Annotated in this window: 19 protein-coding genes and 1 tRNA gene; 12 read left to right on the forward strand and 8 right to left on the reverse strand. The window is 56.9% G+C overall.

Features of this window, described 5'->3' with window-relative positions; genetic code table 11:
* Nucleotides 1-7: 7 nt before the first annotated feature.
* Both RIKMI_RS14715 and RIKMI_RS14110 read right to left on the reverse strand, forming a co-directional pair.
* Entirely contained in the window at nucleotides 8-733 is a 726-nt protein-coding gene (locus RIKMI_RS14715; protein ID WP_084135300.1) for a sigma-54-dependent transcriptional regulator, read from the reverse strand.
* Nucleotides 721-2,130 carry a hybrid sensor histidine kinase/response regulator gene (locus RIKMI_RS14110; RefSeq protein ID WP_051214538.1) on the reverse strand — a complete coding sequence of 470 codons (1,410 nt, stop codon included), beginning with the start codon at nucleotides 2,128-2,130 and terminating at the stop codon, nucleotides 721-723. The genes RIKMI_RS14715 and RIKMI_RS14110 overlap by 13 nt, the downstream gene beginning before the upstream one ends.
* On the opposite strand from RIKMI_RS14110, the gene RIKMI_RS15205 reads away from it, so the two are divergent.
* Nucleotides 2,113-2,343, forward strand: a complete 231-nt coding sequence (locus RIKMI_RS15205) for a hypothetical protein (RefSeq protein WP_051214539.1) — start codon at nucleotides 2,113-2,115, stop codon at nucleotides 2,341-2,343. The genes RIKMI_RS14110 and RIKMI_RS15205 overlap by 18 nt on opposite strands.
* 335 nt (nucleotides 2,344-2,678) lie before the next feature.
* Here RIKMI_RS15205 and RIKMI_RS0112095 read toward each other — a convergent pair.
* Nucleotides 2,679-2,751: transfer RNA gene (locus RIKMI_RS0112095), tRNA-Lys, on the reverse strand.
* Between the two features lie 140 nt (nucleotides 2,752-2,891).
* Complete coding sequence (locus tag RIKMI_RS14120) at nucleotides 2,892-4,004, reverse strand: pseudouridine synthase (RefSeq protein WP_051214540.1); 1,113 nt, start codon at nucleotides 4,002-4,004, stop codon at nucleotides 2,892-2,894.
* 106 nt (nucleotides 4,005-4,110) lie between these two features.
* Here RIKMI_RS14120 and RIKMI_RS0112105 point away from each other — a divergent pair, with 106 nt between their 5' ends.
* The 3 genes from RIKMI_RS0112105 (at nucleotide 4,111) to RIKMI_RS0112115 (ending at nucleotide 9,426) form a co-directional block, all read left to right on the forward strand.
* Entirely contained in the window at nucleotides 4,111-5,295 is a 1,185-nt protein-coding gene (locus RIKMI_RS0112105) for a MalY/PatB family protein (RefSeq protein ID WP_027291837.1), read from the forward strand.
* Nucleotides 5,296-5,618: 323 nt separating this feature from the next.
* Nucleotides 5,619-6,869 carry a peroxiredoxin family protein gene (locus RIKMI_RS0112110; RefSeq protein WP_027291838.1) on the forward strand — a complete coding sequence of 417 codons (1,251 nt, stop codon included), beginning with the start codon at nucleotides 5,619-5,621 and terminating at the stop codon, nucleotides 6,867-6,869.
* Between the two features lie 184 nt (nucleotides 6,870-7,053).
* Nucleotides 7,054-9,426, forward strand: coding sequence for an ABC transporter permease (locus RIKMI_RS0112115; protein ID WP_027291839.1), 2,373 nt, complete (start codon nucleotides 7,054-7,056; stop codon nucleotides 9,424-9,426).
* Between the two features lie 135 nt (nucleotides 9,427-9,561).
* Here the strand turns inward: RIKMI_RS0112115 and RIKMI_RS0112120 are convergent, their stop codons facing one another.
* Nucleotides 9,562-10,464, reverse strand: a complete 903-nt coding sequence (locus tag RIKMI_RS0112120) for an alkaline phosphatase family protein (RefSeq protein ID WP_211224114.1) — start codon at nucleotides 10,462-10,464, stop codon at nucleotides 9,562-9,564.
* A gap of 182 nt (nucleotides 10,465-10,646) precedes the next feature.
* On the opposite strand from RIKMI_RS0112120, the gene RIKMI_RS0112125 reads away from it, so the two are divergent.
* Nucleotides 10,647-11,168: a ferritin-like domain-containing protein gene (locus RIKMI_RS0112125; RefSeq protein WP_027291841.1), complete on the forward strand. Its 522-nt coding sequence runs from the start codon at nucleotides 10,647-10,649 to the stop codon at nucleotides 11,166-11,168.
* 469 nt (nucleotides 11,169-11,637) lie between these two features.
* Nucleotides 11,638-13,068, forward strand: a complete 1,431-nt coding sequence (locus RIKMI_RS0112135) for a sulfatase (protein ID WP_027291842.1) — start codon at nucleotides 11,638-11,640, stop codon at nucleotides 13,066-13,068.
* A gap of 172 nt (nucleotides 13,069-13,240) precedes the next feature.
* Here RIKMI_RS0112135 and RIKMI_RS0112140 read toward each other — a convergent pair whose 3' ends face one another.
* Nucleotides 13,241-15,187, reverse strand: a complete 1,947-nt coding sequence (locus RIKMI_RS0112140) for a 6-phosphogluconolactonase (RefSeq protein ID WP_027291843.1) — start codon at nucleotides 15,185-15,187, stop codon at nucleotides 13,241-13,243.
* Between the two features lie 9 nt (nucleotides 15,188-15,196).
* Nucleotides 15,197-16,204, reverse strand: a complete 1,008-nt coding sequence (locus RIKMI_RS0112145) for a D-alanine--D-alanine ligase family protein (RefSeq protein ID WP_027291844.1) — start codon at nucleotides 16,202-16,204, stop codon at nucleotides 15,197-15,199.
* 129 nt (nucleotides 16,205-16,333) lie between these two features.
* On the opposite strand from RIKMI_RS0112145, the gene RIKMI_RS0112150 reads away from it, so the two are divergent.
* From RIKMI_RS0112150 to RIKMI_RS0112180, 6 genes are all read left to right on the forward strand, one after another.
* Nucleotides 16,334-17,290, forward strand: coding sequence for an NAD(P)H-dependent flavin oxidoreductase (locus tag RIKMI_RS0112150; RefSeq protein WP_027291845.1), 957 nt, complete (start codon nucleotides 16,334-16,336; stop codon nucleotides 17,288-17,290).
* Nucleotides 17,278-17,931, forward strand: a complete 654-nt coding sequence (gene thiE, locus RIKMI_RS0112155; RefSeq protein WP_245584963.1) for a thiamine phosphate synthase — start codon at nucleotides 17,278-17,280, stop codon at nucleotides 17,929-17,931. The genes RIKMI_RS0112150 and thiE overlap by 13 nt, the downstream gene beginning before the upstream one ends.
* Nucleotides 17,928-18,914, forward strand: a complete 987-nt coding sequence (thiL, locus tag RIKMI_RS0112160; RefSeq protein ID WP_051214541.1) for a thiamine-phosphate kinase — start codon at nucleotides 17,928-17,930, stop codon at nucleotides 18,912-18,914. Before thiE ends, thiL begins: the two co-directional genes overlap by 4 nt.
* 11 nt (nucleotides 18,915-18,925) lie before the next feature.
* On the forward strand, nucleotides 18,926-19,726 hold the full coding sequence (thiD, locus tag RIKMI_RS0112165; RefSeq protein WP_027291848.1) for a bifunctional hydroxymethylpyrimidine kinase/phosphomethylpyrimidine kinase: 801 nt from the start codon (nucleotides 18,926-18,928) through the stop codon (nucleotides 19,724-19,726).
* 265 nt (nucleotides 19,727-19,991) lie between these two features.
* Nucleotides 19,992-20,279 carry an FtsB family cell division protein gene (locus RIKMI_RS0112175; protein ID WP_027291849.1) on the forward strand — a complete coding sequence of 96 codons (288 nt, stop codon included), beginning with the start codon at nucleotides 19,992-19,994 and terminating at the stop codon, nucleotides 20,277-20,279.
* A gap of 13 nt (nucleotides 20,280-20,292) precedes the next feature.
* On the forward strand, nucleotides 20,293-21,213 hold the full coding sequence (locus RIKMI_RS0112180) for an AraC family transcriptional regulator (RefSeq protein WP_037291971.1): 921 nt from the start codon (nucleotides 20,293-20,295) through the stop codon (nucleotides 21,211-21,213).
* A gap of 105 nt (nucleotides 21,214-21,318) precedes the next feature.
* On the opposite strand, the gene fmt is transcribed toward RIKMI_RS0112180, so the two are convergent.
* Nucleotides 21,319-22,278 (reverse strand): methionyl-tRNA formyltransferase, encoded by a 960-nt coding sequence (gene fmt / locus RIKMI_RS0112185; protein WP_027291851.1) that lies wholly within the window; start codon nucleotides 22,276-22,278, stop codon nucleotides 21,319-21,321.
* Between the last annotated feature and the right edge of the window lie 6 nt (nucleotides 22,279-22,284).

Genomic DNA, 22,284 nt, shown 5'->3' on the forward strand with positions numbered 1-22,284 from the left:
TCGTGGTCTATTCGCAGGGCGGCGGCAGATTGCCTACCTCATCGAGAAACAGCGTTCCACCGTCTGCTTCTCCGAAATATCCCCTCTTGCTTTCCGTGGCTCCTGTAAACGCCCCTTTCTCATGTCCGAAAAGGGTGGATGCTGCCAATGACGGGACCAGCAGACCGCAATCGACAGCCACAAACGGTTTGCCTGACCTGTCACTCAAACGGTGTATCCTCTCGGCTATATGTTCCTTGCCCGTACCGTTCTCCCCCAATATCAACACGCTGATGTCGGTAGGGGCGACCAGTCTGATACGGTGGTAAATCTTGCGGAACACTTCGCTTTCCCGTTCGTAGATATTTTCCTTCTTTGTCCCGGACGAAGTCTTGCGTTTCCACAGGCTACGTAACACAGGCAGCAAGTCGCTTTCCAATTTCCGTTTGCTGATATAATCGTCCGCTCCCGACTTCATTGAACGGACGGCTGTCGGTACTTCATCGTAGTCCGTCATAATGAAGAAAGGATTGCAATGCCCCGATTCACGCATAAGTTCCAGCAGTTCTATCCCGTCCCCGTCGGGGAAACGCAAGTCGGAGAGGATTATATCGTCATCCGATAAGGACAGGACGGCTTTCTTGCCGGCTGTAAAACTGTATATCTTTTCTGTGGTTATCCTTTCCTTTGCCAAGAGGTTGCCCACGTAGTCGCAATAGACCACATTATCGTCTATGACAATCACGTTTCCCATAAGCCCTCCTTCGTTTTCCGAGCAATACGGATAATGTGATTGCCTTTATTCAATACGGCTTGCACCTTTTCGTTTAACACTGCATCGTTATATTGTGGTTGGTGGATTAAGTCATACAACTCCCTCAAAGGATAGTCGGCATTGATTAACATCCACGAACTGCGCAGGTGGTGTATCATGTTGTCCAGCCCTGCCATATCTTTTTTATCGTGAGCCTCGCGTATTTCTTCCATTTCCTTCTCCGTCTCAGTGATAAGCCGTTCCAAAGTTCCGGTGTTATCCCCGTATGCAAGTAGCGAAGACAGATTGATTTCCTGCTTTTGTGTTTTATGTACGGCACTATGGGAGATTGTTTTCAGCAGCTCTTTGGCGGAGAATGGCTTGAACAGGCATCCGCAGAAGCCACCGGCGAGCAGTTCCGCTTCCGAACTCTTGTCAAGTGCGGTTGCCACAACGACAGGTATGCTCTGTGAATTGCCTATTTCTGAGGAGCGCAGAAGTCCCAGAACCTCATAGCCGTTCATATCGGGCATCTTCATGTCGGTAATCAACAGGTCATAATTCTGCACCCTCATCCTGTCAAGCAGTTCTCCCGTGTTACGGCAGGTATCGCACTTGATTGTGTTCCGGGCAAGCATATCCCGTGTCATATCAAGCTGCATTACATCGTTGTCCAATACCAATACGGAAAGGTTATGAAGACGCTGGGGAATATGGGGTACAGCATTTACTTCCGTAAAATCTTCCTCTGCCTTTTCCAATGGAATCTGCACGGTAAAATGGCATCCTTTTCCCGTATCGCTATCCAGCCTGATTGTTCCTTTCATAAGTTTCACCAAATCTTGGACAATCGGCAGTCCGAGCCCGAAACCGTCCTGCGTGGCGGCATTTGCCATCCGCCTGAAAGGTCGGAAGACGGTTTTCTGCTGCACTTTGGCTATGCCGCATCCCGTGTCCGAAACTTCCAATGTGAACACGCCGTCCGAGTAGCCTGTTTTCAGTAAGATATGACCTTCGTCCGTAAACTTGACGGCATTGGAAAGCAGGTTGCTACCGATTCTGAGTATCAGGTTTCTGTCGCCTACCACAACCTCGTTTCCACAAGCCTCCGAGCGGAATGACAGTCTTTTCCGTTCCGCCCTCGGAGCGAACTCGTTTTCCAACGTGTTTGTGATATGTTGCAGTTGGAAAGGTTTCGGGCATACCTGTTCCTTGCCGTTGTCCAAACGAAAGTAGTTCATCAGGTCGGCAAGCATGGAGGACATACGTTGTACCGACTGCCGGATAACCTGAATATGCGAAAGCCGCAGCGTGTCATCCGTGTCGGATGCCGCCAATTCCGCATTGCCGTTGATGGCGGTCAAGGGGGAACGAAGCTCATGGGTGATGGTCTGCATGATTCGCCTGCGAAATGTAATCAGCTCCTTGTTCCGCTTCACGCTCTGGCGCAGCTTCCCTATAAGTTCTTCCTGTTCTTTTTTGGCTCGTTCTTTCGCACGGATGTCCCGTTGGATAATTTGACCGGTATCTCGGCGGCGATGCCATTGACGGTGACACGGGACAGGATCGGCGCAAGACCCGCTTTCGTCACCCGATTTCTACGCAAGTAGAAAGTGATTTTGAATGATTGCCTTTCCATGGGGTTCTCTCCTCTTTTTGATGGGACACAAATGTAGGGTGAGAAACTCAGAAAAGAACGATGCAGTTTATTGATATTCAGTGCGTTTTTCTCCAAACTGCAGGCCATTTTCCCGGCTGGTCGTTTTGGCCTACGATTTTGTTACGGGCGAAGGTGCCTCATTTGCATCGTTATGCATCCTCAGGACTTGAACCCGTCGACAGAAATCTGAGTCTTATAATCTGTAAAATAGTGATTTTCAATCTGTATTGCGCCGGTTTGCGCAATAAAAAAACCTCCCGTGAGAGAGGTTTTACTGAATCCATGTGATCCCGCTGGGGCTCGAACCCAGGACCCCAACATTAAAAGTGTTGTGCTCTACCAGCTGAGCTACGGAATCATTCGGTACCAACGACCGGACTTCCCGACCGCGCCACAAAAGTAATACTCCGGAACCGATTTTCCAAAATCCTGTACAATAAAAAACGGAGCGCTTCCCGATGAAGCACTCCGACGCGAAACCAGCACCACAAGGGTATATCATTCATACGATCCCGATTTCAGGGCCGATACCTCCCGCGGAGTCAAATACCTCCAAAATCCGCGGCGCAGCCCCATTTTCGTCAGCCCCGCGAAATAGACACGGTCCAGCTTGACCACCTCGTAGCCCAACGCCTCGAACATGCGGCGCACGATACGGTTACGCCCCGAATGCAATTCGACGCCGACCTCCTTCCGGTTGCCGTCCACAAAACTGACCTCGTCGGCATAAATCGGCCCGTCTTCCAGCTCGACGCCTTCCGTCAGCTTCTCCAGATCGGTCTCCGTACAAGGCTTATCGAGAAAGACATGGTAGATCTTCTTCTTGGCGAAACTGGGGTGAGTCAGCTCTTTCGTCAGATTCCCGTCGTTAGTCAGCAACAACACCCCTGTCGTATTCTTGTCCAGCCGCCCTACCGGATAGACCCGCTCCTTACACTCGCCTTTCAGCAAGTCGATCACCGTACGGTCGGCATGCGGATCATCCACCGTAGTCACATAGCCCTTCGGTTTGTTGAGCAGGATATAGACTTTCTTTTCGCCCTTGAGCAGTTCGCCGCTCAGCCGCACCTCATCCTTGCCCGGGCGCACCTTCGATCCCAGTTTATCGACCATAACGCCATTGACCGTCACCTCTCCCGCCTCGATCAACTCATCCGCCTCGCGACGCGAACATACCCCCGACATCGCGATAAAACGGTTCAGACGCATCTCCTCCGGCATCGCCGGAGCCGTATCTTCGTAACGCGGCTTGCGGTCGCGACCGGCATAAGCCGGCCGACCGGCCGCCTGCCCGTCGAACCGGGGTTTGTATCCTTTCCCGTATCCCCCGCGGTCATCCTTCCTGTCGGCATACGGCTTCCGGCCGGCACCGCCCCGGTCGTCCCGATTGCCGTAACGCGGCTTATCTTCCCGCCGCTGATCCGTACCCGGACGGAACGGTTTATGTCCCGCACCCGCCTTTTTATACGGAGAACGTCCGGCACGTTCGTCCGAAACGCGTTTATCCTCATCGCTGCGGACAGCGCCCTCGCGGCGGATCCGAAAAAACGAACGGCCACTGCGGTCATCCCGACCAAATGGCCGCTTCTTGTCTGAATTCTGATTATCCATTGCTTTACGTTACTGCCTGATTGCTAAAATCAAGCATATGTGATTAAAACGTTGCAAAGGTATCCCTTATTTTCTAAATTTGCGCAACTTTTAACAAAACAAACCCATGAAGAAATACGACTTCGACACGTACATCGACCGGATCGGGACGGATTGCGAAAAATACGAAGACCTGGTGCGGGTATTCGGTACCGACCGAGTGATTCCGCTCTGGATAGCGGACATGGATTTCGCGACGGCCGATTTCATCGTCGAAGCGATGGAACAACGGATGAAACACCCGGTGTTCGGATATACTTTCCGCCCGCAATGCTACTTCGACGCGATCCGCGGGTGGGTGGAACGGCACAGCGGGTGGAGGATAGACACTTCGTGGATCGCCTTTTCGCCGGGCGTGGTGGCCGGTGTGACTTTCGGCATGCTGAGCTGTACGAAAGAGGGCGACGGAGTAGTGATCCAGCCGCCTGTCTATCACCCTTTCGGCAACACGATCCGCAACAACCGCCGCCGGGTGCTGGACAACCCGCTGGTACAGGATCCCGCCACCGGCGAATATCGGATCGACTTCGACGATCTGGACAAAAAACTGGCCGAAGCCAAAGCATTCATACTCTGTAACCCGCACAACCCGACCGGACGCGTCTTCACCGCAGAAGAACTGCTGAAAATAGGGGAACTGTGCAAAAAACACGACGTAACGATCATCTCGGACGAAATACACTGCGATTTCATCTTCCGGCCGCACAAACACATCCATATCGCATCGCTGAACGAAGACCTGGCCGGACGGACCATCACCCTGATCGCCCCGAGCAAGAGTTTCAACGTAGCCGGGTTTTCGACCGCAGCCGCTATCATCCCGAACGCCGAACGCCACGCCGCTTACCAGGCCGAGGTGGACAAAATACATATCGAAAACGGCAACATCTTCGGTTCCGTGGCCCTGAAAACAGCCTACGAACAAGGAGACGAATGGATGGAACAACTGGTGGACTATTTACAGGGCAATATCGACTTCGTTTACGATTTCATGACCTCCCGTATTCCGTCGGTAGGCTGTTACAAACCGGAATCGACCTTCCTGATGTGGCTCGATTTCCGGAAATGGGGCATGTCCCAGCAGGAACTGAACCAGTTCCTTGTCGAGGAAGCGGGACTGGGGTTAGGCGACGGCTCGGTTTACGGCGTCGAAGGCACCGGTTTCCAACGCCTGAACATCGGTACGCCCCGGTCGGTGTTGCAACGGGCCATGAACCAACTGCTCGAAGCGGTACGCAAACACGGATTATAAGCCGTCCGGCGGCGCTGCCAGGCCGGACGATTCCCGTCGGACGAAAGAAGAGGGCAGGGCAGGGCGAGCCCCATTTCAATTCCCATATTGCTCGGAAGCGGGTACCCGACAAGTCGGGTACCCGCTTTTTTCATAATTTTCGCATACCTGATTATATATTTTGTTTTGATATACCGAACGCATTCGGAAACATATAGTCACTTTCTATTAAAACATATAATCGGAAGCCGTATATACTTACCTATCAAAAATCGCACATCCCGGACATCCGAAATATCGTTTCGTTACGTCTAATTGCAAAGCCCAATTCCAAAACCGAACCCATGAAAAAACACTTCACCGCCCTGAGCCTCCTGCTGACCGCCGGAATCCTCGCCGCCAACGCCCGGCAGCTCCGGACGACAGTCATCGAAGGTACCGTCGTCGACCGGCCTTACAGCCGAACCATCCTGCTCGCTCCGGCCGGCCAGGACATGCGCGTCAATCCCCCGCAGGAGATCCCGATCCGCAACGGACATTTCCGGCACACCTTCGAAGCATCGCCGCAGGCCTACGAGTTAGCTTTCGCCGACGAATGGCAAAACGGATCGTGGCAACCCGTCGTTTTCTTCCCCGATACCGATACCGTCCGCATGACGTTATACCCGATGGACAGCGCCTCGATGAACCGGATAACCGGCGGAGCGGACAACCGGGAGTTGCGTTATTTGGATTCCGTTTTCACCTGCGAAACTCCCGTCTTCACGGCCTGGGTTTCATTACAGAAAGCCCGTTCCCAAAACGGGACTTATTACAATGCCGCAGCCCGCACCCTGCTGGAGCGTCTGGACCACGAACAAAACCGTTCTACCAAAGACAGCCTGTGGAAAATCTGGTACGACATGCGGGAAACGCACACGCACCTGAGTCCCGAAGCGGCAGCCACCGACCGGCAAATGCAGGCCTATTACGACTCGGTTCGAAACGCGCGTTACGAACATATCCGCTGCCATCCCTCGCTGGCCGGATACTATTGGCTTTATAACGACCAATTGTTCAGCGCTCCGGAATCGAATGCGCTGCGCGAGGAGATCTACCGTACCGTTTACGCGGCACGCTATCCGGAACATCCGTACACAGCCCGGCTGGACACGATGTTCTATCGCCGAATCGCCGTCGGCAAGCCGTTCGCCGATTTCTCGGCTCCCGACCTCGAAGGCCGTACACACCGGCTATCGGAGCTGGTCGCGGGGAAAATGGCCCTGATCGACCTGTGGGCCTCGTGGTGCGGTCCGTGCCGCCGGAACGGCATGGCCGTTATCCCGGTGTATAACGAATTCAAAGCGAAAGGGTTCACCGTCGTAGGCGTAGCGCGGGAAACCGGCAACTCCGAAGCCATGCGCAAAGCCATTGCCCGGGACGGCTACCCGTGGCTGAACCTGCTCGAACTGAACGACCGGGCCGGAATCTGGCAACTCTACGGCGTCAGTCGCGGCGCAGGATGTCAGGTACTGATCGATACGGACGGCACCGTGCTGGCCATAGACCCGACCGCAGCAGAGCTGCGGCAAATCCTCGCCCGGAAGCTGCGCTGATCCGCCCCGTTTCTTTCTTCCTTTCGTCGGTAAAACGTTGTCCAATAATTAGACACAGCGTGTCTAATTATTAGACAACAGGAAATTCGTTGCATAATCCTAACTAATTGATATATATATATATATATATATTGGCACGATTTCCGCAGCCGTTTGAGCAACCAACCTAAACCACGAGAACGACATGAATACGATTTTACGGAACTTTCTAACCACCCTGAAACGGTTCAAAACGGCCTCTGCGCTCAATATCGTAGGGTTGAGCGTAGCGTTCGCCGCCTTCATCGTCATTATGACGCAGGTGGACTACGCCCGGAGCTTCGACCGATTCCATCCCGATGCCGAACAAATTTATCGGGTAGAAATCTCTAAAAACAATACGACCTACACGCCCATACTTTCACGGCCGATGATCGACTTGCTCGCACAGGCTCCCCAGATTCGCCAGAGCGCCCTGCTGGCGGACCTGAGCAAACTGGGATTCAGCCTTTACGGCCCCTATCTGACGGTGGAAAACAACGGCAGTAAAACCGGCTATAAAGAATGGACAGCCCTGGTCTTTCCGGAGTTCGCCGAGATCTTCGATTTCCGGATGACAGAGGGCAACCGAGACGCCCTCCGGGAACCGAATCGGGTATTGATTCCGCAAAGCATGGCCCTGCGGTTCTTCGGAGGCGCTCCAGCCCTGAATCGACGCATCACGTTCGTGAACGACACCGCGACGATGATGACCGTCGGCGGAGTTTACGAAGATTTCCCGGACAATACGCAGATCAAGAACCGTATCTACATTCCCATGGACCGGACCCGGATGCTGGAATCGGACAGCTGGGCCAATTCCGGATACAGTTTTTACGTAAAACTATGGACGCCCGAAGCCTCGACTGCCCTGAAGCAGGAATGGATGTCGCGGCTCCGGCCCATACTGGACGAAAATACCTGGATGCACTTGGATGACATCCGTCTGACCGCTCTGCCGGATATCTATTACGCAACCGATACGGAGTTCGACCTGGCCGAACAGGGAAGCCGCACGACGACTGCCGTCCTGGCGGCCATCGGCCTGCTCATTCTCGTCGTAGCCGGAATCAATTTCGTCAATTTCTCCACTTCGCTGGTACCGATGCGCGTCAAGAGCATCAACACGCAGAAAGTGCTCGGTTCGCCTTTAAGCGCACTGCGTGCCGCGCTGATCGGCGAAGCCGTGGGCATCGCGTTGATCGCTTACGTTCTGGCTGTTTTTTGGGTTTACCTCTTGAATTACACTTCGTTCGATCAGTTGATTTCAGGCAGCATTTCGCTCGAAGCGAACCTCGGTATCGTCACGACGACACTGGGCGTGGCCGTCGCCGTAGGGCTGGCGGCCGGCATCTATCCAGCTTTCTATGCCACCTCTTTCCCGCCGGCGCTGGTGCTGAAAAAAGGTTCGTTCGGCACCTCGGCCAAAGGGCGGCGGCTGAGAACGGCACTGATCGGCTTCCAATACGTCGTGTCGATCGGGCTGATTATCGCCGCGCTGTTCATGCAGATGCAGAACGATTTCATGCGGTCGATGAAGACCGGACTGAATACGGAACATTTCGCCCTGGTACAACTTTCGCAGGATATGGCCCGGAAAGCCCCGGTGATCCGGAACCGCCTCATGGAGAAATCCTCGATAACGGACGTATCGTTCGGCGGTTCGGTCGTGGGCTCGAACGACCTTTACCCCCTCTGGGGATTCGGCGAGAACGCCGAGGGCGAACCGATAAGCCTGAATGTCATATTCGCAGACTGGAATCTGCCGAAGCTGCTGGGGGCTAAAATCATCGAAGGCCGCGATTTCCTGGAATCGGAACGGAACGCGGAAATTCGGAAACTGCTGATCAACGAAACGGCATGCAAACGATACGGTATGAGAGTCGGCCAGCGATTCGAGGTCAATAATACGGAGATCGTGGGTGTGGTCGAAGATTTCAATTTCGCCTCTTTGCGTAACACGGTCCAACCGATGGCCTTCATAGTCGGCGACATCGGGTTCCCGTTGGATTGGGTGTACGTCAAAACGTCGGGCGATCCGTACGACGCTGCGGGAGCCATCAGAGGGGCGTTGGCCGGGGTGGATCCGACTTACCCGGCAGAAGTACAGGTATACGATACGTTCTTCAACAAACTCTACATGCAGGAACGGCGGACGACGGGCCTGGTGACGATTTTTTCGCTGCTGGCCGTGGTGATCTCGCTGGTCGGGGTATTCGGACTGGTGCTGTTCGAAACGCAGTACCGCCGCAAAGAGATCGGCGTGCGCAAGGTCATGGGAGCTACGGTAACGGAAATCCTCAACATGTTCAACCGCAAGTTCGTCTGGATCGTAATGGTTTGTTTCGTGATCGCGGCGCCTTTCGCCTGGTACGGCATGCACGAATGGCTGACGGCGTTCGCCTACCGGACACCGATGCACGGGTGGGTTTTCGTCCTCTCGCTGGCGATCGTGATGCTGCTTACGCTGATTACCGTATCGGTGCAAAGCCTGCGGGCGGCGACGGCCAATCCCGTGGATTCGCTGAAAGCCGAATAAAAGACGCGAAATGCGAAAAGCCGGGCAGCAGTATCGCTGCCCGGCTTTTCGCATTTTTCGACAAGACCCGAAGAGTCCGGCACGAGCCGAAAACGGGTCGATGTACGGTACCCGATATTTCCCCGCACGCGGAATTTACCGCAGGATGGATTTGCCGTACCATTGCTCCGGAGCTTCGATCCGCAACATGTCGGCGATCGTCGGAGCATTATCGTACTTCATGACGATCCGTTCGATCTTATGGCCGGCCGGAATACCCTTGCCGACGATGATATAGGGGGACTGCATTTCCACCATCGTCTTGCCGCCGTGGCCGGTACCCTTGCCGCCGTGGTCGGAAGTGAAGATAACGGCGGTCGATTTCGGATCCATGTTCTGCTGCACGCAATCGTAAATCACCCCTACCAGCGAATCGATCTTCTCGCAGGCTTCGATATATTCGGGAGTCATCCAGCCGATGCCGTGTCCCGTCCCGTCGGGCTGGGCCAGGTGGATGAACGCCAGGGTCGGCTGTTTTTCCTTCAGGAAATCGCAGAACGCCTGCGTGGCGGCATCGTCGTCGTCATGGGTCGGTTTGTCCAGATCGACAGCCTCCTTCTCGAACAGGTAACCGATGCCGTTCCACGAATAGACGACCCCCGTCACCGCGTCCGGCATCTGCTGGCGGACTTCGCCGAAAATACCGGGAAAGAGACCGTATTTATTGACATAGATCGGTTCCACTTCCGGAGTTTTGCTACCCCATTCCGTGAAGCCGTGCATCTCCGAGCCGGCTCCCATCAGCAGGGTGGCCCAGTTGATGGCGCTCGACGACGGCAGCACGGTACGCGCCTCCATCGTGTAAGAACCGTCTTTCATCATCCGTTCCAGATTGGGGAATTTGCCCGGATTTTTGACGATCACTTCGGCGCTGAAGCCGTCGCTCCCGATCATCACCACGTGTTTCATTTTCGGCGCTTTGGCCGCGGCTTCGCTGACGAAGCAGACCATCCCCGCCGCCAAGACGGCCAGCGAGATCGTTCTGATTTTTTTAATCATGTCGGTTTTTGATTTGAAATTGAGTTGGTTAGTGGATACTACTGAAAAAATCCTATCAAAGTTAAGGTTTATTTTCCGGAAAACCCAGAAAAATTGTTCCGCCGAACGGACGGTGCGGCATGGGTATTGCATACATAAAAGGCAAAATCTATCCTATTACCAATCCTTAAAAACATATTGTCATGGGAAAAAATGCTGTCGAAATCTCCAAACTGGACGTTACGGAATTATTATCGCAACTGAATGCCGCGCTGGCCGAAGAGTGGCTGGCCTACTACCAATACTGGATCGGGGCACGGATCATGGAAGGCCCGCAGCGTACGGCGATCGAGCCGGAATTGCTGACCCATGCCAACGAAGAGCTGGGACACGCCGAAAAACTGGCAACGCGCATCATACAGCTGGAAGGAACGCCGGTACTGGATCCGAAAGAGTGGTTCAAACTGGCCGCATGTACCTACGAAGCCCCGAACGATCCGTACGTGGAAGTCATCCTGAAGCAGAACCTCAAGAGCGAACGTTGCGCGATCCAGCGCTACCAGAGCCTGGCCGACCTGACCATCGGCAAAGACTACGCCACTTACCAGATGGCGGTAGGAATCCTGGACGAAGAGCTGGAACACGAAGAGGACCTCGAATCGTGGCTGAAAGACTTCGCCCAACTCAAAAGGGATATGGACTTGCTGCTGAAAAAAGGCAAATAATTTTCGAGCCTGATTATATACTTGACCTACCTGTCGGCTCGCGCCGCCCCCCCGACGGCCGGAAGCCGTCCGGCCCTGAGCCGATAGAGGAAATCATTGCCGAACACGTTCGGCATATCAGACATATGATCGGGGTTTCGAATATATACACGGCTTTACTTCAACCGCCGGCCCTGCGGTGCCGTCCGCATAAAGGCCCTTTCCGACCGGCGTGCGGCACCGCCCGGCACAAAAGAACGGAATATCGGGAGCGGATTTAAAGCAGATGAGAAGCCCCGTAATCCCAAAGTAATCCGTATAGGGTTTCCTGTCCTCGACGGACGCCGCCTTCCTGCTTCGGCAGGAAGGCGGCGTCCGTTTTACCTGTCCGGGAAATCCGAGAGGATTCGTTACTTTTGTTCATGGTTCCGCCGAAAATACAGAAAAAGATGCGGAACAGAAAAACGGTACCGAATCCGAAAAAACGTCCATGAACTATTCACCGATAGCTTTGCTTTTAGCCGGTTCGGCCTGCCTGCCGGGCAGTGTCCGGGCCGAAAAAACGATCTGCCAACGCCCCAACGTACTGCTGCTGATCGCCGACGATTTACGGCCGGAGCTGGGCTGTTACGGCGTTTCGCAGATCCGAACGCCGAACATCGACCGGTTGGCCGCCGGCGGCGTATTGTTCGAGAACGCCTATTGCAACGTTCCGGTAAGCGGAGCTTCCCGCGCCAGCCTGCTGACAGGCGTATATCCGCGGTATCCGGACCGGTTCGTAGCTTTCGACGCCTGGGCCAGCCGGGACGCCCCCGACGCAATACCTGTCTCGCAATGGTTCACCGACCACGGCTACCATACGGTATCCAACGGTAAAGTCTTCCACAATCTCCGGGACCACGACAGCACATGGAGCGAATATCCGTGGCGCGTACATCCCGAAGGATACGGCAAGGACTGGGCGGAATACAACAAATGGGAAGTCTGGATGAACGACGCGTCGGGGCGGACCATCCATCCGAAAACGATGCGCGGGCCGTTCTGCGAGGCAGCCGAAGTACCGGACTCGGCCTATGACGACGGCAAGGGGGCGTTGAAAACGGTCGCCGACCTCGAGCGGCTCCGGAATACGGGCCAGCCTTTCTTTATCGCCTGCGGTTTCTGGCGTCCCCACCTGCCTTTCAATGCGCCGAAAAAATATTGGGATCTGTACCGCAGAGAAAATATTCCGCTGGCAGACAACCGGTTCCGACCGGAAGGCCTCCCCAAACAGGTACAAGGTTCGCGGGAGATTTTCGCCTATGCACGGGTAAAAGACACGGATGACGAAGCCTTCCAGCGCGAAGCGAAGCACGGTTACTATGCCTCCGTCAGCTACGTGGACGCCCAGGTCGGCCTGATCCTGAATGCTTTGGACTCCCTGGGACTGGCCGACAATACGATCGTGGTTCTGCTGGGCGACCACGGTTGGCATTTGGGCGAACATACGTTCTGGGGAAAACACAACCTGATGGACCGCGCTACGCGGGTTCCACTCATCGTAAGGGTACCGGGCATAAAACCGGGGAAAGTGTGGTACACGGCGGAATTCGTGGACTTATATCCCACGTTATGCGAGCTTTGCGGCTTGGACGAGCCGCACGGACAACTGGACGGCCGGAGCCTCGTCCCGTCGCTGCACGGAAATCGGGAAACAACCGGAAAACATGCGTATATCCAATGGGAAGGCGGCGATAACGTCGTGGATGAACGCTATAATTATGCCGAATGGCCGGAACGCGGCGGTAACGCCCGGATGCTGTTCGACCACAAGACCGACCCGCAGGAAAACCGCAACCGCGCATCGGACAAACGCTACCGCAAGGTCATAGACCGTTCATCCCGTTTTCTGGAAAAGGCCAGATTGAGAAGGGACGAATAGACCCTTCGGACACTTCGCTCCGTGCGAACGGGCTTTCCGGCGGTTGTGCCGGAACCCGTGTCCTATATACATGGCCTCCGACGGCCATCCGCCGCCGAAAAACAAAACCGGAGCGGACTGAAAGTCCGCTCCGGTCCTCATGGGGTCGTTCCCCCCATCGAACATTACCTGCTTAGAAAATAGGGTACTTCACGAACACTTCGATCGCCTGGTATTCGGCCATCCCCAGTTTATCGTAAAGCTGCGCCGTAGCTTGGGTACGGTCTTCGGCACGTTCCCAGAACTCGCGTTTGTCGTCGCCCGGGAACGGCACGATGTCTTTCTGCGACAAGTGGCGGTAGATAGCGTGGCGCTTCTTGATCACCTCGTCCGGACTCAGCGGCACGGCCATATCGACCATATCGAGGTCCCACTCCTGCCATGCCCCGCGATAAAGCCACATCACGCAGTCGTTCAACCATTTGTCGCCCTCCTGTTTGATCTGGTTCACGGCAGCCAGCACGATTTCGATGCAGACGCGGTGCGTACCGTGCGGGTCGGACAGGTCGCCGGCGGCATAAATCTGATGGGGCTGGATCTTGCGCAGCAGGTCGATCACGATATCGATGTCGGCCTGCGAAATGGCCCCTTTCTTCACCGAACCGGTCTCATAGAACGGCAGGTTCAGGAAATGCACGTTCGTATCGTCGTTCAGCCCGAAGCTGCGGTCGGCGGCACGCGCTTCACCGCGGCGGATGGCCCCCTTGAACTTGCGCAGTTCCAACGGTTCGGGCTGTCCTTTGACCTTGCTCTGGATCAGTTTCCTGAAGTGTTCGTACTTGTCCTCGAAACCGCATTCGCGGGCCGTATCCAGCGTCTGGAGCACCACGTCGTCGTGCACGGCGATATTCCCCGAAGTCTGATACGCCACGTGCACGTCGTGCCCTTGGTCCACCAGACGAATAAAGGTACCGCCCATCGAGATCACGTCGTCGTCCGGATGCGGGCTGAAGATCACCACGCGTTTCGGGAACGGGAACGACCGGGCCGGACGGGTCGAATCGTCGGCGTTCGGCTTGCCTCCCGGCCAGCCGGAAATCGTATGCTGCAAGTCGTTGAACACCTGGATATTGATCTTGTCGTAGGTCTGTCCGGTCTCTTCGATCAACTGTCCGAGGCTGTTGTCGATATAATCCTGGTACGTCACCTTCAGGATCGGTTTATTGACTTTCCGGCAGAGCCAGAGTACGGCCTTGCGGATAAAACGGTTCGTCCAGACGCAGGTACCCACCAGCCACGGCGTCGCCACCCGCGTGAGGTGCGAAGCGGCATCCTCGTCGAGCACGACTTCCACGTTGCCGTGGTTCTGCAAGTAGGACGCGGGAATAGCGGCGTCTACCACGCCTTCGATCACCTTGGCGGCCACTTCGGACTTGTCTTCGCCCCAACCGATCAGGATAATCCGCTTGGCCTGCATGATCGTGGCGATCCCCATCGTCAGCGCGCGGGTCGGTACGTTTTCGATTCCGTAGAACGACGACGCCACCAGCTTGCGCGAAGCATTGCTCAGCGCTACGATGCGGGTACGGGTATTCTGGTAGGTGCCCGCTTCGTTCAGGGCTACCTGTCCCTGATCGCCCATCCCCAGCAGCAGGATGTCGATTCCGCCCGCCGCCTGAACTGCGGCCTCGTATCGTTTACAATAGTCGCTCACCCGGTCCGCCGGTACCGTGCCGTCCAGCGTGTGTACCTGCGAAGCGGGAATATCCACCTGGTTGATCAGCTCTTCGTACAGCGAATAGGTATAGCTCTGTTGTTCCGCCGGATTGATCGGATAGAATTCGAACAGGGTGAAGATCACCACGTTTTTGAAACTCAGCCCTTCGTTCTTGTGACGGCGTACCAGTTCGCGGTACACGCCGATCGGCGATTTTCCGGCCGTCAGGGCCAGCACGCATTTCTGCCCGGCGGCGGCTTTGGCCTTGATCGCCTCGGCGATTTCGGCCGCCACGCGGAACGCGCCGTCCTCGGCCGTAGCCGCGATGTAGGTAGGGATACGCTCGAACCGCGTGATGATATCCATCGGTTCGGCGCCTTTCTTGAGGCCCCCTTCGGTCTTGAGCTTGTAGTTTGTACTCATAGCGGTTAATTATTTTGATGTTTCGTTGATAATCATTCCGAACGCCTCGCCCATGGTCAGGCCCGCGGCCCGCCACTGCTGCGGCACGATGCTGGCGGCGCTCATACCGGGCGTGGTGTTCACTTCGATGAAGTAGGGCAGTCCGCTCTCCCGGTCGATAATGAAATCGACCCGTACGACGCCGCGGCATCCCAACGTGCGGTATGCCGTCGCCGTCGCCTCGTTCAGCCGCGCTACGACCTCCGCCGGCAGGTCGGCCGGCGTCACTTCCCGGCAGGCCCCTTCGTATTTCGCCTCGAAGTCGAAAAATTCCTTCTCCGAAATCAACTCCGTCACGGGCAATATCCACTCTTTCCCTCCGGCAACCATCATCCCGCAGCTCACCTCGCGCCCGTCCACGAACTGCTCCAGCATCACCGCGTCGCTTTCGGCGAACGCCGCCTCGATCGCCGGCCCTATCTGTTCCGCGGTTTTGACCTTGGTCACCCCGAAACTGCTTCCGCTGGCATTCGGTTTTATGAAGAACGGCAGACCGAGCTCCTTTATGATATCTTCCGCCTCCGGAACCGGGTCGCCCCGGCGCAGCAGTATCTCTTTCGCCAGGCAAATTCCCGGCTTCCCCCGCAAAGCCAGTTTGCAGAGCGATTTATCGAACGTAAGCGCCGACACCTCCGGGCCGCAGGTAGAGTAGGGCACCCGCATCAGCTCCAGATACCCCTGCAAGATGCCGTTCTCGCCCGGAGTCCCGTGTATCTGGATCAGCGCATAATCGAATTTCACATGCCGCCCGTCCGGGGCCGTAAAGCTGAAATCGTTCAGGTCCACCGGCAGCACGGCGCCTTCGGGCGCGGCGTCCGAGGGATTCACCCGCCAAGAAGTACCGCGCAGAACCACCAGATAGGGTTCGAACGATTCCCGGTCCAGACAACCGTAAACCTGCGCTCCGCTTTTATAGGAAATCACATCTTCGGAGGAGTCCCCCCCCGCGATGACTGCGACGACTTTTTTCCGTGCCATCAGAAGAATAAAACCGATTCCAAAATTCTGCAAACGATTGCACCGTCCTACGGACGACATTGCATCATACAAATTTATAGATTTTTTATTATATCTTTATCGAATAATCGACCAAAATCGGTATCCAAAATGGAAACAGCTGTTACAAAACTCTTTAAGACAGAATATCCTATCGTTTCGGGCGGCATGGTCTGGTGCAGCGGCTGGCGGCTCGCCGCAGCCGTCTCCTCGGCCGGCGGACTGGGACTGATCGGGGCCGGGTCCATGCATCCGGACACCCTCGCGGAACATATCGCCCAAACCCGCGCGGCACTGGCAGGCACCGGCAAACCGTTCGGCGTGAACGTCCCGCTCTTTTATCCCGAAATCGAAACGATCATCGGCCTGCTTATCGCCGAAAAGGTACCCGTCGTCTTCACGTCGGGCGGGAACCCGGCCCTCTACACGGCCCGACTCAAGGAACACGGCATCACGGTGGCCCATGTCGTCTCCTCGGCCCGTTTCGCCCGCAAAGCCGAGACGGCAGGCGTAGACGCGATCGTCGCGGAAGGATTCGAAGCCGGCGGCCACAACGGACGCGAGGAGATTACGACCATGGCCCTGATTCCGCAGGTCAGACAGGCGACACGGCTGCCCCTGCTGGCCGCCGGGGGCATCGCCACCGGACGCGGCATGCTCGCGGCCCTGGCCCTGGGCGCCGACGGCATCCAGATGGGCACGCGGTTCGCCTTGTCCGAAGAATCTTCCGCCCACGCAGCGTTCAAAAATCTCTGCACGACGATCGGCGAAGGGGACACGATGTTATGTCTCAAGAAATTAAGCCCGGTCCGGCTCGTCCGGAACGAATTTTACCGGCGGGTAGCGGAAGCGGAATCCAACGGAGCCTCGGCAGACGAACTGCGCGAAATATTGGGCGCCAGACGTTCCAAACGCGGCATCTTCGAAGGCGACCTGACCGAAGGTGAACTGGAAATCGGACAGGTCGCCTCGCTGATCCGGCAGGTGGAACCGGTGGAAAAAATCATGCGGGATATCGTCGCTGAATTCCGGACGGCAGTAAGGGAGGTACGGCAATGGGAAATATGAAACGGAATGCGCTGGAACTTTATCTGGTAACAGACAGGTCGTTATCGCTCGGCAGATCTCTGTTCGACATTATTTCGGCGGCCGTGCGGGGCGGGATAACGATGGTGCAACTGCGTGAAAAAACGTGCGACACACGGGAATTCATCGAACTGGGGCGGGCCGTACACGGTTTGCTGCGCCCGACAGGTATCCCGTTGATTATCAACGACCGGGCCGACATCGCGCAAGTCATCGGCGCAGAAGGACTGCACATCGGCCAGCACGATATGTCCTATCCCGACGCCCGCCGGTTGCTGGGTACGGAGGCGATCATCGGCCTTTCGGTAGAAAACGAGGCGCAAGCTCTCGAATGCCTGTCGTTCGCAGGATTGGACTATATCGGCGCCAGCCCGGTCTTTTCCACGCCGACCAAAACCGATACGGCGGCGGCCTTAGGCCCGGACGGATTGGCGCGGTTACGGCGCATCGTCGGTGCCGGCATGCCGATGGTAGCGATCGGCGGTATCAAGCAAACCAACATACAGGAGGTCATCCGTGCCGGCGCCGACGGAGTGGCGGTGGTGAGCGCGATTTGTTCGGCTCCTTCACCCTCCCAGGCGGCCCGGGAGCTGCTGACCGAAGTCGAACGAGCGAAATCATGAAAATCAAAGAGATAGGGGAGTTCGGCCTGATCGGGCGCATCGCCTCCGGTTTCCGCGACCTGATACCGAACGGCTGGGAGGGGATCGGCGATGATTGCGCCGTCATCCCGTGGGGCGACGACCGTTCGCTGCTGGTCACCACGGATCTGCTGGTCGAAAACGTGCATTTCCTGCGGGAACGGATCTCCGCCTACGAACTGGGGGCGAAATCCTTAGCTGTGAACCTGAGCGACATCGCGGCGATGGGAGGCCGGCCGGCAGCCACTTTCCTGAGCCTGGGCCTCCCCCCCGGCACGACCGATACGAAATGGTGCGACGCCTTTTTCGACGGCTACCGTTCATTCGGCGTACCGCTCCTGGGCGGCGACACGACCTCTTCCCCGGAGGGTATCGTTATCAATATCACGGTTTTAGGCACTGCCGGGAACAGCCATATCAAACGCCGTAATGCCGCCCGTCCGGGCGACCGGATCGTCGTAACCGGACCGCTGGGCGATTCGGCCGGAGGATTGCAGGCTATCCTGCAACGTTTGCCGACCGATACCGATACGGAAGAGTTGATTCGGAGGCACCACCGGCCCCGGCCCCATCTGGCGGAAGGGGAGTGGCTGGGAGCGCAGGAAGCGGTACACGCCATGATGGACGTGTCGGACGGCGTGGCATCGGATTTGCTTCATATCCTGCGGGCTTCCTCGCTGGCCGCGACGGTGACGATAGGGGACATTCCCGTCTCGCCCCTGCTGGAACGGACAGCGGACAAATACGGATGGGACGCCCGGAAGCTGGCTCTGACCGGAGGCGAAGACTACGTCCTGTTGCTGACGGTAGATCCGGCACGCTTCGACGAGTTGCAGGCAAATTTCCGCCGACAATTCGGCCGCAGGCTGCACGTCATCGGGGAGTGTGCGGCCGGTGCGCCGGAAATCGTTTACCGCGGGGAAGAGGGACAATCCGCGCGATTGATGGGATTCAACCATTTCTGATTCAACGAACCATGAAACGAATACTTACCATAGCCGGATCGGACAGCGGCGGCGGCGCCGGCATCCAGGCCGACATCAAGACCATTTCGGCCCTCGGCTGTTACGCCTCCAGCGTCATAACGGCCGTTACGGCGCAAAACACGCTGGGCGTCGCGGCGGTAGAGCCGCTTTCGCCGGAAATCATCGAAAAACAGATACGCGCCGTGCTGGACGACATCGGGGCCGACGCCGTCAAAATCGGGATGCTGGCTACCGCCGAAATCGTCGAACGGGTCGCCGCGCTGATGAAAGAGTACGACCCGCCGTTCATCGTGCTCGACCCGGTGCTGGTCGCCACTTCGGGCGACGTGCTGACCGAAGGCAGCGCAACGGAAGCGATCGTCGCCCGCCTGATGCCGCTGGCGACGGTCACGACGCCCAACATCCCGGAAGCGGAACGGCTGACCGGCCTGACGATCGAATCCGCCATGGACTACGAACCGGTCTGGACAGCCCTCCGGGAACAGGGAGCCAAAGCGCTGCTGCTCAAAGGCGGCCACCTCATGAACGATACGCTTACCGACACGCTGTTCACCGCGAGAGAGCAGCTGCCCCGCGTCTATACGCACGAACGCATCGACACGCAGAATACGCACGGAACGGGATGCACGCTCTCGTCGGCCCTCGCCTCCTATCTGGCGCTCGGCCATCCGCTGAGCCGCGCCGTCGGCCATGCCGCGGACTTCATCCACAACGCGATCGCCGCCGGAGCGGACCTCCGCATCGGCGAAGGGCACGGCCCGGTCGATCACTTTTTCGGTTTCCGGCATTGATTTCAGTCCATTCACTTTAATCCGAAGCCATGATTTCCTCCCGGCCCTTGCGGTACGCCTTAGATAAATCCCGGCTCAAGCTCCTGCGAGACTGTTTTTGGCCGGGAGACTCTTTCGCCGAACAAGCGGACGCAGACCGAAAACAACTGACAATCAAGCATACGAATAAGACTGTGTAAATCGTGTATAATTACCCGCTTCAACCGGAACAGTCGCCCGATATGACAAAAACCCCGGCAAATTAACCTATCTTTGCCGGACAGGTATGAAAATCGAGCGTCTTCTTTCCAACCGGAACATCATCGTCATCGCGACATTGGCTTTTGTCGCGTGGGTGCTCTTTTTCGACCGGAACAACTACCTCGATTCGCGGGAGTTGGATCGGAAAATCCGGGAAATGGAGACAGAAAAAGCCTTCTACGTCCGCAAGATCCGGGAGGACAGCGCCGTGATCGCGGGCCTGCGGGACAGTGCGTTCCTGGAGCGCTTCGCCCGCGAAAACTTCCGGATGCACCGTCCGGGCGAAGAGCTTTACCTGATCGACGAAAACTAACCCGCGTCTGGCTATGCCCACGTTCCACACCCGCGCCGTCAATCGGGCGATCGACCATATCAATAACCGCCTGGACTCTCCGCCGACGCTCCGCGAACTGGCCGGACTCGCCCATATGTCCCCCTATCATTTCCACCGGACCTTCACGGCCGAGTTCGGCGAGACCCCGATGAAATATATCGCCCGCCGACGTATCGAAACCGCGGGGCACCGCCTGCTGCAAGACCCCGACCGCCCCGTAAGCGACATCGCTTTTACGTTGGGATTCAGCTCGATGCCTGTCTTCTGCCGTACTTTCAAACATCATTTCGGCCTGACCGCCGAAGAGTTCCGCCGCAAGAACGGCAAACCGGAAAGCAATGGCGGTCAATGCCCGGACAACGCGGATCAACGGCCCGCCGCACACTTCGCCTACCTTTGTCCCCGTCGAACCATTCAAATCAAAGGAGGAATCAACATGGATTTTACATTCGAAGTATGCGACCGACCCGAAATGAAAGTAGTTTATGTCCGGCACAAAGGATCGTTCCGCACCATCGGCGGAGCATTCGAACGACTCATGCGCTGGAGCGCCCCGCGCGGTTTGCTGGGGCCTGCCGTACAAACGCTGGCCGTTTACCACGACGATCCGGAAATCACGGCAGATGAAAACCTGCTCGTTTCGGATGCCTGCCTGGTCGTTCCGCAAGAGATAAAGACGGACGGGGAAGTCGGCTTTTACACCGTCACCGGCGGACAATATGCCGTGGGGCGATTCGAAGTCGGCATGGAGGAATTTCGGCCGGCATGGACGACCCTGTGCAGGCTCATCGGCGAAAACGGCCTGCGGACTGCCGAAGGACGCCACTGCTATGAACTTTACCTGAACGATCCGCAGCAGCACCCGGAGCATAAATTCATCGTGGACATCTGCCTCCCGGTCGTTCCCCTCTAAACATCCCGGGTCCATCCCTGAACACAAAAAGGGGCGGTAAGCCCCTTTTTGTGTTCAGGATAAACATGCCCCTCGCGCACTCGGGCCACTCCGGCCCGCACGCTGTCAGAAACGGTACCCCCTCAGAAATTCCTCGGTCTCCATCGCCCGCTTCCCGGCCACCTGCAAACGGTCTACGTACAGCCAGCCATCGGCACAGGCCACCCGCAAGTATTGCCTCCCGTCGGAATCGAAATCCGCCGTCTGCGGAACCTCACCCGCCGAAAAAGCCTCGCAGTGAGCGGCCAGCACTTTCATCGTCGTCTCCCGGAACCCGCACCAGGCGCCGGGATAGGGGCTGAGACCGCGTATCTTATCGTACAATCCCCGTACCGGATAATCCCGCCAGTTTTTCCCTTCCCCTACCAGCCGGCAATCTTCCTTGAAAATTTTCGGCGCAGGTTTCAGGCGCGACTCCGCGGCATCGGGCTGCACGACCGGCCGGACCGTGCCCGCCGCCAAAGCATCGACCGTCTCCAGCACCAATCCGGCGCCGAGCTCCATCAACGCATCGTGCACCGTCCCCGCCGTATCGGTCCCGGATATGGGTAACCGGCGCTGCATCAGGATAGCTCCGCAATCGATCTCCCGGTTCAGCAGGAAAGTAGTAACCCCCGTTTCCGTCTCGCCGTTGATGACCGCCCAATTGATCGGAGCCGCCCCCCGATACTGAGGCAGCAACGAAGCATGCAGATTGAACGTCCCCAGTTCCGGCATCGCCCAGATCACCTCCGGCAACATCCGGAAAGCCACCACGACCGCCAGGTCGGGCGACAGAGCGCGGAATGCCTCCACGAAAGTCGGATCTTTGAGTTTCACCGGCTGCAACAGCGGTACCTCCGGCAACGCCTGCGTCGCATAACGCTTTACGGCCGACTCCTGTACCTTCAGCCCCCGCCCCGCAGGCTTGTCGGGCACCGTCACGACGCCCACGACATGATAGCCCCCCTCGACCAGCCGCCGCAAAGGTTCCACTGCGAAATCGGGCGTCCCCATATAAACGATACGTAACTGTCCGGCATCCATATCCGA

The organism is Rikenella microfusus DSM 15922 (assembly GCF_000427365.1).
GTDB lineage: Bacteria > Bacteroidota > Bacteroidia > Bacteroidales > Rikenellaceae > Rikenella > Rikenella microfusus.